The sequence below is a fragment of the Bacillus sp. FSL R9-9492 genome (assembly GCF_038007365.1).
GTDB lineage: Bacteria > Bacillota > Bacilli > Bacillales > Bacillaceae_G > Bacillus_A > Bacillus_A mycoides.
On sequence record NZ_JBBOXC010000001.1, the window covers coordinates 617355 to 631178 of the forward strand.

Here is a 13824-nt window from a genome sequence, read left to right on the forward strand (position 1 = left end):
TACGAAAATGGAAGTGGTATATATGTATGTCCGTACTATGTATAGGAATATGGGGTGCATATACAAATGAGATTACAGCGTATGTGGAGAAAGTAAAGGGATTACTATTCTCAAGTATACAAAGTCAAAAACGAATAGAGTTTAGTAATAACGATGAAAAAGTCATGTTATCAAATGTGCCTTTAATTCAGCAATTACCAGAGTTAGATAGAGGTTGCGAAGTAACAAGTTTAGCGATGATGTTACAATATGCGGGTGTTTCTGTAGATAAGATGAAATTAGCAAATGAAATAAAAAAAGTTAATTTTATGGAAGATGGTGTACGTGGGAATCCGAATGAAGGATTTGTAGGGAATATTTATACCTTTTCTGAATCCGGATACGGTGTATATCACGGACCACTTTTTCAATTAGCAAAAAAATATTTACCGAATAAAGCTGTGGACTTAACAGGGAAGAGTATAGAAGAAATTTATAAGAGTGTAAAAGCAGGGCACCCGGTAGTCATGATTACGAATGCAACATATGCTCCTTTAGATGAAGATGAATTTACTACATGGGAAACAAATAGTGGGGATGTTTCTATTACGTATAATGAACATTGTGTTGTACTTGTTGGGTACGATAAGGAATCTGTATATATTCGAGATCCCCTCGATGATAGCTTAGATGTAAAAGTGCCAAGAGGAAAATTTGAACAGGCATGGGTGCAGATGGGGAGTCAGGCAATTAGCTATGTAAATAACTCCAAATAAATTAGGAAGAAGAGCATGAACTATATAACTATAAGGTGAAGGATAAAGATTTAAGGAATTGTAAGAGAAGTTTTGCAGATTTTTTTGAAGAGAAGCTGTTAAAAAACAAGAGAACTTTAGCTTATTATATATGCTAAAGTTCTCTTGTTTTTTAGGATTAAAATGTTTAGGAGAAGTGGATATGTAAAAATGCATAATTGACGAAAAAATTACATGTTATCATTATATATTGTTTTATACATGTTGATTGTATAAAATTACACAAGTGTTCTATTACATAAAGGAGGCTTATTATGCAAAATATATTTAACTGGGTTAAAAGTATGAGTATCAAGAAAAAATTAATCATTTCATTTTTTATTATTTTAACTATACCAGGACTTATTATCGGTGGTGTTTCATATCAAACTGCCAAAACAAATTTTGAACATCAAATGACCGATAAAGCAAAGGAGAATATTTCAGTTTTAAATACTGTTATTTCTCAAAATATAGAAGAGAAATTTGTTGATGCGACGTACTTTGCAGACATCTTAACAGAGGATACATATCCAAACGGACAAGAAGAAATAGTAAGAACGAGGTTAGCGCAATATATAAAACTTCATCCAGAAGTAGAAGGTATTTATATTGGAACACAGGCGGGAAAGTTTATAAGAGAACCATTTATCCAAATGGCTGATGGGTATAATCCAACAGATAGATCTTGGTATAAAGAAGCACATGAAAATAAAGGGAAAGTAATTGTTACTGCACCATATCAATCAGCATCTACTAAAAATATGGTAGTGACAATTGCTAAAGAAGTAAAAGATGGTAAAGGTGTTATAGGAATTAACTTAAATTTAGATAACATCTTAAAAATTTCCAAAATGATTAACATTGGTGAAAAAGGTTATACAGTTATTTTAGATCAAAATAAGCAAATTGTTAGTCATCCGTCTAGAAAACCAGGTGCAAAAGTTACTGATCCGTGGATTAAACCAATTTATGAAGAAAAACAAGGAAATGTGTCTTATACAGAACAAGGTGATAAAAAGAATTTAATCTTTGAAACAAATGAGAAAACAGGATGGAAAGTAGTTGGAGTTATGTTCGACGAAGAAATTACCCAAGCTGCGAATCCAGTGTTTTATAAGACTTTGATTGTCATTGCTATCGCTATAGTATTTGGTAGTGTACTAATTTATTTCATTACAAAGTCTATTACAAGACCATTAAGAAAAATAGCTGACTCGGCACATAAAATTAGTAAGGGAGATTTGACAGAGAAAATTACAATCCATTCCAAGGATGATATAGGGAAATTAGGGAATTCATTTAATGAAATGTCTGCCTCTTTACAAGATGTGATTACTCAAATTAGTTTTTCAGCAGAACATGTCGCTGCATCGGCTGAAGAGTTAACAGCGAGCGTACAGCAAGCAAATGATGCGACAGATCAAATTACAATTGCAATGGAACAAGTATCAGGTGGGGCTGAATCACAAAGTCAAGGTGTTGAAGAAGGTGCGGCTACATTACAACAGGTAAATACAGCAATTCAAGATGTAACTGGAAGCGCGGAATCAATTTCTATCTCCTCATTACATGCGAGAGAAAGAGCTGAAGAAGGGGAAGAATTGGTTGAACAAACAGCAAAACAAATGCAGTCTATTTCTAAATCGGTATCCGAGTCAGATGCTATTATTAAACTTCTTGATGAGAAATCAAAGCAGGTAGGAGCTATTTCTGAAGCAATTCAAAATATTGCTACTCAAACGAACTTATTAGCTTTAAATGCGGCTATTGAGGCGGCAAGAGCAGGTGAGCAGGGAAGAGGATTTGCTATTGTAGCTGATGAAGTTAGAAAATTAGCAGAGCAATCAGGAGAATCATCTGGAGAGATTGCAAATTTAATTGCAGAAATTAAGGCTGATATTGAACATACTGTTAAGGCAATGGATAATGTGAGTGGGGAAGTTCAACAAGGCTTAGATGTTGTAACAAAAACGAAAGTAAGTTTTACAGAAATTTTAAGTTCTACTACTCATATTGTTTCTCAAGTTAATCAAATGGTAGAAACAACGAAGAGAATCGCTGGAGATGCAAATGAAGTGACAAACGCTATTGATGAAATTGCAGCGGCTGCAGAAGAAAATACAGCTAGTATGCAAAGTGTTGCAGCTTCAACAGAAGAACAAGTAAATTCGATGGAAGAAATTAGTTCGGCTTCGCAAAACTTAGCTGAGATGGCCGAAGAACTACAAGCAATGACTAGTAAATTTAAAGTATAATAACAGCAAATAAGTAAGGTGAAAATAATATCACCTTACTTATTTTTCTATTCAGTAATTAGGGGAGTCATTAACGGGATGAAAAAAAGAAAAAGACTATGGAATTTATGGAAAACGATTACATTGTTAGTTTGTACAGTTGTAATTTTTTCTTTACTTGTGACAGATATATTAATTAGTCATAATGTAGAACGGACAACGGAGGAAAGCCAAGCAGAGAAAGCGAAAACAATTGCACACATTGTGGCGAATGATTCAGTTGTAATCAATGGTTTGATTGGGAAAGCAGATACTTCAGCAATCCAAACGTATACAAATAGAATATTAAAAAATACAGGTGTTCAATTTATTGTAGTTATGGATATGGATGGAATAAGAAAATCTCATCCAAATCCTCAAAAAATAGGTCATCATTTTATTGGGGGAGATGAAGGACCTGCATTGAAAGGGAAGGAACATGTATCGCTAGCAGAAGGAACTTTAGGTATTTCAATGCGAGTGTTTGTACCAATATTTTCTGAAACAGGTGAACAGCTTGGAGCAGTAGCTGTCGGTATTTCAGCAGATAATGTAAAAGAAAGAGTTAAGCAAAGTAGACATATTATTTATATTGGTGTCGGAGTTGGAGTATTAGTTGGGATTATAGGAGCAATATTGCTAGCTAGACATATAAAGAAAAGTTTATTTGGTCTTGAGCCGCATAGGATAGCAAAAATTCTTGAAGAAAGAAATACGATGTTGCTTTCGGTGAAAGAAGGTATTATTGCTGTAGATAAAGAGGCGAATGTAACTTTAATAAATAATGAGGCAAAACGATTATTTAAGAAAAGTGGACTTGAAGAAGACTTTATTGGTAAAGATGTTGAATTGTATATGCCAAATTCACGTATAAAAGAAGTGTTGCAAACAGGCGAGGTACAATTAAACGAAGAACAAAATATTTACGGAATTACGATTGTCACAAATCGTGTTCCTTTATATGTAAAAGGAGAAATAGTTGGCGCGATCGCAACATTTCGTGATAAAACAGAAATTAGAAAATTAGCAGAGGAACTAACTGGTATTAGGCTATATGCGGAAGCGTTACGGGCACAATCTCATGAATTTATGAATAAAATGCATGTCGTATTAGGGCTAACACATATGAAACAGTATGAAGAATTGCAGAAATATGTAAGTAGTATGGTATCAGAGCATCAATATGAAATTGGTGGGGTTATGAAAAGAATAAAAAGTCCAGTATTTGCTGGTTTTTTACTAGGTAAACTTAGCTATGCTAGGGAGAAAAATATAAAGTTAATTATAAGTGAAGATTCTTACTTGCCGGAAATATATGATGAAAGTATTACTCATGAACTTATTACGATTGTAGGGAACTTAATAGATAATGCATTAGAGGCAGTGATACATTGCAAAAAGAAACAAGTTGAAGTTGGGATACAATATCAGAATGCATTAACTATTACAGTACAAGATACGGGGAAAGGTATAGAAGAAGACGCAGTGGATGCATTATTTACAAAAGGTTATTCCACAAAAGGGGATAATCGCGGTTATGGTTTGTATCTTGTAAAAGAAAGTATACAGCGAATAAATGGGGAGATTCACATTTCCTCCTTATTAGGAGAGGGAACAACGATAACAATTGAAATACCTAAAGGTAGGGATGAGAAGCAAATATGATTAAAGTTTTAATTGTAGAAGATGATCCGATGGTTGCGATGTTAAATACGCATTATTTAGAGCAAGTGGGAGGATTTGAACTTGTTCATGCAGCTAAATCAGTAAAAGAGGCGATAGAAGTATTAGAGAAATCACGAGTAGATTTAGTATTACTTGATATTTTTATGCCTGAAGAGACTGGATTTGAGCTGTTAATGTATATTCGGAATCAAGAAAAAGAAATTGATATTATGATGATTTCAGCTGTACATGATATGGTGAGTATTAAAAAGGCATTACAATATGGCGTAGTAGATTATTTAATTAAACCATTTACATTTGAACGATTTAAAGAGGCATTAACTGTATATCGAGAAAAACTTACTTTTATGAAAGAACAACAAAAAATTAGTCAATCGGAATTAGATTCATTAATTTTGCAAAAAGAAAAAAGAGAATCTTTTGTTAATAAAGAACTTCCAAAGGGATTAACGAAGCAAACATTGCAATTAATTTGGAAGAAAATCGAATCACTTAATGGACAAGCATTTACAACTGATGAAATGGCGCAATTAGTAGGGGTTTCGAGAGTTTCTATTCGAAAGTATGTAATGTTTTTGACTGAAATCGGAGTATTGGAGAATGAAATGGTGTATCAAAATGTGGGAAGACCGGTGAGTAAATTAAGGTGTATTGACCGGAATAAAATAGACTTTTACGTATAAGCGGCTTATTATAAGTCGCTTATACTTTTTTTAATTACAAAACCAATTACAAAACTTACAAAAACTATTTTTACTATTGAAAGCGTTTTAATATTGTTATTAAGAAAACAAGGGGGTGCCATATGGGAATTCAAAAAAATGTGGAAGCGGTATCATTTTCTGAAGGCAATGAATTGAAAAGTGAATCTTTCGCTTCTAAAATTATGAACGTTAAAATCGGTGTTATACCTTTACCGTTATATGTAGTATTGGCTGCTATTATTTATGGAGCATCTGTATATAATAAATTACCAGCAGATATGATTGGTGGTTTTGCAGTTATTATGATCATGGGTATTTTCTTAGGTGATATTGGAATGAGAATTCCAATATTAAAAAATATCGGTGGTCCAGCAATTCTCTCATTATTTATTCCATCGTTACTTGTATTTTTTAACTGGATGAATCCAGCTTCAATGGAAGCTGCGACTATGTTAATGAAAAAATCGAACTTTTTATATTTATATATTTCTTGTTTAGTAGTTGGAAGTATTTTGGGAATGAACCGTAAAGTGTTAGTGCAGGGGTTCGTTCGTATGTTTATTCCTTTAGTAGTAGGAACGTTAGCTTCTGTAGCAGTGGGCTTATTAGTCGGTTCACTATTTGGATTTGAAATGAAGCAGACATTTTTCTTTATCATCGTACCAATTGTGAGTGGTGGTATCGGAGAAGGGATTTTACCATTGTCGCTAGCTTATAGTGATATTATAAATGAATCATCAGCAACGTTTGTATCACAGCTTATTCCGGCAGCTATTATTGGGAATATGTTTGCAATCGTGAGTGCAGGGTATATGAAGCGTTTAGGTGAGAAGAGACCTGAGCTTAGTGGTAATGGTGTATTAGTAAAAACAGACAATCAAGCAGATTTATTAAAGGAGCAAAATACAGAAAAACCAATTGATTTCTCATTAATGGGAGCAGGATTATTGATTGCATGTACATTCTTTATTTTCGGAGGATTCGCTTCTAAGTTTATCGGTATTCCAGGAGCAATCATTATGATTTTTTCAGCGGCAATTGTGAAGTACTTTAATCTAATGCCAGCAAAAATGGAGCAAGGAGCATTCCATTTATATAAATTCATTTCAAAGAATTTAACATGGCCATTAATGGTCGGTTTAGGATTGCTATATATTCCGTTAAAAGACGTAGCAGCAGTTCTTTCGGTAGGATATGTTGTTGTGTGCGCATCGGTTGTTCTTACAATGGTAGCGTCAGGTTTTCTTGTAGGGAAAGTGATGAAAATGTATCCAGTTGAATCAGCGATTGTAACTGGATGTCATAGTGGTTTAGGTGGAACTGGAGATGTTGCTATTTTATCAGCTTCAAATCGTATGGAATTAATGCCGTTCGCACAAATTTCAACGCGTTTAGGTGGGGCTGCAATGGTCGTAACAGCGACAATTTTATTAAAAATGTTTTCATGATCAAACAAGCTAGCTATATTCATATAGCTAGCTTGTCAAATTAAGGGGAGATTATAAGTATGTTAGAAAAACAAATTAATGAAAGATCATTGTTATTGCATAAAGAATTAGTAGGGAAAATTGAAATTACAAGTAAAGTAGAAGTGAATACAGCGGACGATTTAAGTTTGACTTATACACCGGGGGTAGCAGAGTCTTGCAAAGCAATTGCGGCAGATGAAGAAACAGCGTATGACTATACAGCAAGAGGGAATATGGTTGCAGTTGTTTCAGATGGAACAGCAGTACTTGGTTTAGGGAATATTGGACCGAAAGCGGCTATGCCTGTTATGGAAGGGAAAAGTATTTTATTTAAAAAGTTTGCGAATGTAGATGCTTTCCCGTTATGTTTAGGGACGACTGATGTGGATGAAATCGTTACCCTTGTTAAAAATTTAGAGCCTACATTTGCAGGAATTAATTTAGAGGATATTGCAGCACCACGTTGCTTTGAAATTGAAAGACGATTAAAAGAAGAAACGAATATTCCTGTATTTCATGATGATCAGCATGGGACGGCTATTGTCGTTTTAGCAGCTGTTATTAATGCACTAAAAGTTGTAAGTAAACAAATGAATGATGTAAAAATTGTTATTAACGGTGCGGGTTCGGCAGGAATTGCAATTGGGAAATTATTATTAAAAGCTGGCGCAAAACATATTACGTTAGTTAGCTTAGAAGGTATTGTTTGTGAAGGTGAAACATGGATGAACGAAGCACAAATCGAAGTTTCAAAGAAGACAAATCGCGAATATGTACGTGGAACATTAAAAGAAGCGATTCATCAGGCTGATATTTTCATTGGCGTATCTGCTCCTAACGTATTAACGAAAGAACTTGTACAGACGATGAATGAGAAAGCGATTGTGTTTGCAATGGCGAATCCAATTCCAGAAATATTCCCAGAAGATGCATTAGAAGCTGGAGCTGCTGTAGTTGGAACTGGTCGTTCTGATTATTCAAATCAAGTAAATAATGTATTAGCGTTCCCTGGTATATTCCGTGGTGCATTAGACGTACGCGCGACTGATATTACAGAAGAGATGAAATTAGCAGCAGCATATGGGATCGCTAACATAATTACGGACGAAGAGCGTAATGCGAATTATGTAATTCCAAATCCATTAGATAAAAGAGTTGTTCCAAGTGTTGCAGAAGTAGTAGCGAAAGCAGCCATTGATTCAGGTGTGGCACAGATTACGAAAATGCCAAGTTATAAATAGTCAAAAGCAGCGCCTTAAAAAGGCACTGCTTTTTTTGAGATAAGAAATCAAAATAATGAAGAAGTGTAAATTTATTCAAGCCCCGTTCATTATTTATTTAACTCCATTGCAACTTGTTTACCATTTATTAAAACCTCAGTTACTGCTACGATCACTTCTATCATTTTTTTCATCTCTCATCTCTCCTCGCGTCATTTCTTACTTTAAGTATAAGAGAAGAGAGATAATCCACCTATCGAAGTACGTGACGTAGAAATTACATTGTTGTAAGGAAGTGTTTCAGTTTTGTCACTTTATTCGGCATTGATTACAAATTGATCATAATATCTTTCATTCACATATATGTTTAATACCCATAATCCAGATGAAGGTAGTGACATTACGAGAGGGAGTTCCTTTACGGTTGTATCGACTGTATTTGAAGTAGTCCAAGTTTGTTTGGAGGTTTCTTTTTGAAAGAGTACTGGTGTTGGAGTTGTAGTTCCTTGTTTTAACGCGATAATAGATAGTTTTCCAGTTGGCATTTCAGGATCCAGGAAGAACCACATTATTTCATTTTGCTCATTTGCGATAATAGAGCTATCAGCCATTGCAATTTTTCTTTCAATGCCTTTTAACGGTATTTTTCCTTCTACGAATGATGGTGCTTCTTCCCAATTTACATCTTTTAAGACACTAAGGTGAAAAAAGGAAGGTGCGTTAATTTGAGAGGATGACGTTTCTATTACTTCTTTTTTAGGTGCTGTTGAATCGGGTTGCGATTGCGCGCAGCCAGTAATGAGGAAGGAGAAAAGTAGCATAGTTCCGATTTTTTTCATGGTGCCACACTCCTAAATTTTATTGTTAGTGTAATTGTATTTGCTAGAAGACGAGACAATTCCTTTAAATCATAAAAAGAGGTCGTAAGTTTTGTACGACCTCTTTTGACATTTTCTATTCCAATTGTTGAGGGCTAATAATCAGTGGGGGTGGAACCCCCCACTGATTAAAGTTTCACTTTATATTTGTTCAGTTGAAAAGGTTGGTTCTCTCTCTTTTTGAGGCATTGTTAAGAAAATAACAGAAAGGACGATACATACTCCGCCTAATAATTGATATGCTCCAAAAGATTCATTAAGCCAAGCGATTGAAACGATGGCAGCTACAAGTGGTTCAATGCTAGATAAAATACTTGTTTCTGTTGCTGCTAAATATTTAAGACTCCCGATATAAAGAAGGAAAGAAAGAGTGCCACTTATAATGATAAGAATAAGCATAGAAAAAGTTTGAAGTGTGAAAGTTTGCGAAATCTGATTCCACCCAAAAGAACGATTACAAATAAGCAGTGCAATCCCTCCAATTAACATCCCCCAGCCAATTACTATAGTTGTTCCGCATTCTTTAATAAGGGAAGCCGGATGAAGGGTATAAAACGCAAAACCAATCGCTGTTAATAGGCCGAAAGTAATAGCTGCTTTAGATAAAACAATATTTTCGATTGAGCCATTTGTAATAATAAAGTATGTTCCTGTTAGCGCAGTTATAATTGCGAGTATTTGCATAGAAGCAGGGAATTTTCTTTGCTCAAATGCAACATACATTGTAATAAGAACAGGGCCTAGAAATTGAAAGAGTGTTGCTGTGACCGCATTACTAATATGAACTGTTTCGATAAAAGCGTACTGCGCACCAAGCATGCCAAGAATAGAGAAAATAATAAGCTGTATAGAATGTCTAGGGTGTTTCCAAATTTGAAATATGTTTTGTTTCTTTATTAGTAAGAAAGACAAAATAAATATTCCTGCAAGCAACAAGCGAATTGTTAAAAAATCAAGTGATGATACATTCGTATGTTGAAATAGCCATTGAATCATCGGTCCAGATAATCCCCATAATGTGGCTCCTGTAATAATCATAATGAGTCCAATACGTCTACTTTTGTTCATTATCATGCATCTCCTCTCTAGTATTTGATTATTAATGCGTTACATGATAAAAGAAATTATATAGAACTTCTGGTACTGTAAAAAGTATCAGTTATGTGTTTTTGAAAGGGGTCAGTTATTGTGTTAGAATTAACGCCTAATTTGAATGCAAATAGTAAGACGGCATTGTATGTACAATTGTATGAGTATATAAAAAAAGAAATTAAAGATGGAACGATTCTATCTTTTACGAAATTACCGGCTAAGAGGAAGCTAGCAACATATTTACAAGTAAGTAAAAATACAGTAGAGGCAGCTTATGAGCAACTTCTTGCCGAAGGATATATTGAGTCGATTTCTAGAAAAGGTTATTTTGTGTGTGAAATCGAGCAAATGATTCATGCGGAAGGTAGCGAAGAGGTAATAGGGGAAGTACCTTTTCAAGAGCAGGTGTATAAATTTGACTTCACTCAAACGGGTGTGGATACTAGCACTTTTCCGTTTCATGTATATCGAAAAATTACGAACGAGGTATGGCAATTAGAGAATAAAGAATTACTTTTTCTTGGACATCCACAAGGTGAAGTGAGCTTGCGTGAAGAAATAGCGAGCTATATATATGAATCAAGAGGTGTGCGATGTTCGGCTAGTCAAATTGTAATCGGAGCTGGTACGCAAATATTAGTGAAGTTGTTATTTCAATTGTTAAAAGGAAGTGGTTATGCAGTTGAAAATCCAGGCTACCACCGAAAGATGGTTGTTTTCGAGCAGGGTGAACAAAATGTTCAAATGTTATCTTTAGATAAAGATGGTATTTGTATTTCAGAGTTAGAAAATAGTTCAGCTAATATTGTGTTTGTTACACCTTCTCATCAGTTTCCATATGGGATGATTATGCCGATTACGAGAAGGATGCAGCTCTTACAATGGTCAAAAAAAGATGAAGGAAGATATATTATTGAAGATGATTATGATAGTGAATTCCGTTATTCAGGAAAGCCTATTCCAGCGCTGCAAGGGTTAGATACAGACGGGAAAGTTATTTATATGGGGACGCTATCTAAAGCATTGTTGCCATCATTACGGATGAGCTATATGGTGTTACCAAAGAAATTGATTAAAAAGTATCAACAACAATATTTATTTTACACACAAAGCGTTTCAAGAATGGATCAAGAGATCATTAGGAAATTTTTAAATGACGGGCATTGGGAAAAACATATTCATAAAATGCGTGTTGTGTACCGAAAGAAGAGAGACCGTCTTGTTTCGGTATTAGAAAAATATTTTTCTAATCGCATTGAAGTAATAGGGGAAGATTCCGGCCTACATATTTTATTAAAAGTGCATAATGGGATGGAAGAGAAAGAATTAATGGAAGCTGCAGCTGAAAGGAGTATTAAAGTGTATCCTGCTTCGATATATTATAAGGAAGGGACTTCTCCCAAAAGTACAGTATTGCTTGGATTTGCGACTTTATTAGAGGAAGAAATTGAAGAGGCCATTCAATTATTATATACAGCATGGTTTACAAGAAAGTAAAAAAACATCCTCATAAATGGAGGATGTTTTTTTATTACTTTTCTTCATCTAGGAAAAGAACCATATGCTCTTCATCCCAATATTGTCCGTTATATTTTAATGAACGTTCTTGCACGCCAAATGTTTTAAAGCCTAATGACTCATAAAGTTTTTTTGCACCATCGTTTCCGACAACAACATCAAGCATAACTTGCTCTACTTCTAAAGATTTAGCAAGCTCAAGACATTCTTTAATAAGTGCTTTTCCCGCTCCAAGTCCGCGTGCTTTTGGAGACACGTATACTGAACCGATTTTTGCTTTATGTTCTTGTTTTACATATGGTTTCGTTTCCAGTGTTGCAACTCCGATTAAAGTGCCATCTTTAAATGCACCTAGTGTATAGTTCTCATCTTGTGCTAATTTTTGGGCTTTATATTCAATAGCACACTCTTTATTAATAATATCTTCATAAGAAGAGCTGAAAGCTTCCGGATTTTGTTTTAATCCTTCTACTCGAAGTTCTAAGTAAATTTCTGCTTCGTCTTTTGTTAATACATGGATATCCAATTGTATCACCCTCCAAATCTTTGACAGTTATACCTATATTTTATATTGAAATAAGAATAATTTCAAAAGCTTAGCTTATAATAGTTGGTTTTATAAATAAAATAGCACCAGTAGTGTTGACTACTACTGGTGATTTCACGCATATATTATACAAATGGTAATTCAATTATAAATTCTGTTCCGACTTCTAATTCGCTTTTAACTTCAATAGAACCATTATGAAGTTCTACAATTTCTTTTGCAACAGCCAGTCCGATACCTTTTCCACCTGTAGCTCGTGTTCTGGATTTATCGACACGGTAAAAGCGATCAAAAACATGTGGGATATCTTCTTTTGGAATACCTTCACCTTCATCTTGTACACTTATTGTAAAAGTATTTGCACTGGTTAGTACACGTATTATTATAGAAGTGTTTTCTGGTGAATGTTGATAAGCATTGTGTAATAAATTTAACATAACTTGTTCCATACGTCTTTCGTCTATGCAAACTTCTAAATCATCTTTGCAATGTACATGGAGTTGCATTTGTTTGTTTGTTAATGTTGTTTTTGTTTTTTCAACCATTCGTTCTAAAAATGGTTTAAGAATTACTTTTTGTTTTTTTATAACAAACTGGTGTTGCTCTAATTGTACAAGCATAAATAAATCTTGTACGAGATCGGTTACACTATCCGTTTCGTCTTCAATGATTTGTAAGTATTCTTCACGTTCTTCTTTCGTTAGAGAATCTCTTTTTGCTACCTTTGCATAACCTTTCATATAGGTTAATGGAGTTAGTAATTCATGCGCTACACTAGCGAGAAATTCGTTTCGTTCTTTTTTCATATACGTAAGTTCACTAGATAAATCTTCAATCGTTTTTGCTAAGCTTCCAAGTTCATCATTTCGTTTAATTCCTAATTGAATCGGCTTATTTAATTTTGACATTTTTTCTGTCGCCCGCTTCATTTTTATAAGCGGTTCTGTAATAACACGAGAAAAAACAAAGACAGAAATAGTAGTTAAAATAATTGTCAAAACACTAATGATAAGAAATTGATTCATGAGTTTAAGTAACATATTTTCTAAGAAAGATGTCTTTAATAACATATATAACTTACCTTGAAATCCTTGAATTTCCAGCGGGCTTACTGTTGAGATGAATTTTGATTTTTTCCAGTTTTTTTCAACGATTAATCCACCTTCTGGGATAGTCTCAGTTTTACAAGTAAGTTGTTTTTGCATTTCTTTCGTTACGGGTTCTGAGGTAGAAATAATTTTGCCGTTATTGTCTGTTATAATGATAGCTATATCAGAGTTAGCAATTAATTCTGATTCAACTAAGTGTTCAGCCTCAGTGTTGATATCAAACTCGGGGTACACAGCACGTTTAGGCCGTTTACTGTGTTCAGCGCTTTCTGTGAGTTGCTTTTCTTTAGAATATGCACCCCACTTCGCGCGGTTTTTAATCATTTTACTATAGCGATTTCCTTTCTCTAAAAGAGCAAGGGTTTCCTCTTCAATACGTATGTTTGAAAGGTTCTTATAAAAAGATACGAAGGCAATTGTTTCAATACATAAAGCTAATATTAAAAAGTATGTCCCAACTTTAAGGGAAAGTTTGCTCATTTTCTCACCATACCTTATTTCATATAGAGTGAAACTTTAATCAGTGGGGTTTTATCCATCCCCACTGATTAA

The 13824-nt window shown here is 34.3% G+C and carries 11 protein-coding genes and 1 pseudogene; 8 read left to right on the forward strand and 4 right to left on the reverse strand.

Translation table 11 applies throughout. The annotated features are described in order from the left end of the window. Positions 1 to 26: 26 nt before the first annotated feature. The 7 genes and pseudogenes from MKY70_RS03075 (at position 27) to MKY70_RS03100 (ending at position 8149) form a co-directional block, all read left to right on the forward strand. Positions 27 to 755 (forward strand): C39 family peptidase, encoded by a 729-nt coding sequence (locus MKY70_RS03075; protein ID WP_341023089.1) that lies wholly within the window; start codon positions 27 to 29, stop codon positions 753 to 755. 434 nt (positions 756 to 1189) lie between these two features. Then, positions 1190 to 2092 (forward strand): annotated as a pseudogene (locus tag MKY70_RS30745) (HAMP domain-containing protein); the annotation flags it as partial. 120 nt (positions 2093 to 2212) lie between these two features. Continuing rightward, positions 2213 to 3031, forward strand: a complete 819-nt coding sequence (locus tag MKY70_RS30750) for a methyl-accepting chemotaxis protein (protein WP_434476221.1) — start codon at positions 2213 to 2215, stop codon at positions 3029 to 3031. A gap of 78 nt (positions 3032 to 3109) precedes the next feature. Beyond that, entirely contained in the window at positions 3110 to 4714 is a 1605-nt protein-coding gene (locus MKY70_RS03085; protein ID WP_002188243.1) for a sensor histidine kinase, read from the forward strand. Beyond that, a complete protein-coding gene (locus MKY70_RS03090) occupies positions 4711 to 5418 on the forward strand; it encodes a response regulator (protein ID WP_002188244.1) in 708 nt (235 codons plus the stop codon). The genes MKY70_RS03085 and MKY70_RS03090 overlap by 4 nt, the downstream gene beginning before the upstream one ends. A gap of 122 nt (positions 5419 to 5540) precedes the next feature. Further along, entirely contained in the window at positions 5541 to 6887 is a 1347-nt protein-coding gene (locus MKY70_RS03095) for a 2-hydroxycarboxylate transporter family protein (RefSeq protein WP_341023092.1), read from the forward strand. A 59-nt stretch (positions 6888 to 6946) separates the two neighbouring features. After that, the gene (locus MKY70_RS03100) at positions 6947 to 8149 is read left to right on the forward strand and encodes an NAD(P)-dependent malic enzyme (protein ID WP_341023095.1); all 1203 of its coding nucleotides are present in this window, start codon (positions 6947 to 6949) and stop codon (positions 8147 to 8149) included. Positions 8150 to 8442: 293 nt separating this feature from the next. Here the strand turns inward: MKY70_RS03100 and MKY70_RS03105 are convergent, their stop codons facing one another. Both MKY70_RS03105 and MKY70_RS03110 read right to left on the reverse strand, forming a co-directional pair. Beyond that, positions 8443 to 8967, reverse strand: a complete 525-nt coding sequence (locus MKY70_RS03105) for a DUF4871 domain-containing protein (protein WP_002029695.1) — start codon at positions 8965 to 8967, stop codon at positions 8443 to 8445. Between the two features lie 180 nt (positions 8968 to 9147). Further along, positions 9148 to 10074, reverse strand: a complete 927-nt coding sequence (locus tag MKY70_RS03110) for a DMT family transporter (protein WP_113734785.1) — start codon at positions 10072 to 10074, stop codon at positions 9148 to 9150. A gap of 120 nt (positions 10075 to 10194) precedes the next feature. Between MKY70_RS03110 and pdxR the strand changes: the two genes are divergently transcribed. Further along, on the forward strand, positions 10195 to 11595 hold the full coding sequence (gene pdxR / locus MKY70_RS03115) for a MocR-like pyridoxine biosynthesis transcription factor PdxR (RefSeq protein ID WP_341023099.1): 1401 nt from the start codon (positions 10195 to 10197) through the stop codon (positions 11593 to 11595). 34 nt (positions 11596 to 11629) lie between these two features. Here the strand turns inward: pdxR and MKY70_RS03120 are convergent, their stop codons facing one another. Together MKY70_RS03120 and MKY70_RS03125 are read right to left on the reverse strand one after the other, a co-directional pair. Next, on the reverse strand, positions 11630 to 12142 hold the full coding sequence (locus MKY70_RS03120) for a GNAT family N-acetyltransferase (RefSeq protein WP_002029700.1): 513 nt from the start codon (positions 12140 to 12142) through the stop codon (positions 11630 to 11632). A gap of 146 nt (positions 12143 to 12288) precedes the next feature. After that, complete coding sequence (locus MKY70_RS03125) at positions 12289 to 13752, reverse strand: sensor histidine kinase (RefSeq protein WP_113734783.1); 1464 nt, start codon at positions 13750 to 13752, stop codon at positions 12289 to 12291. Between the last annotated feature and the right edge of the window lie 72 nt (positions 13753 to 13824).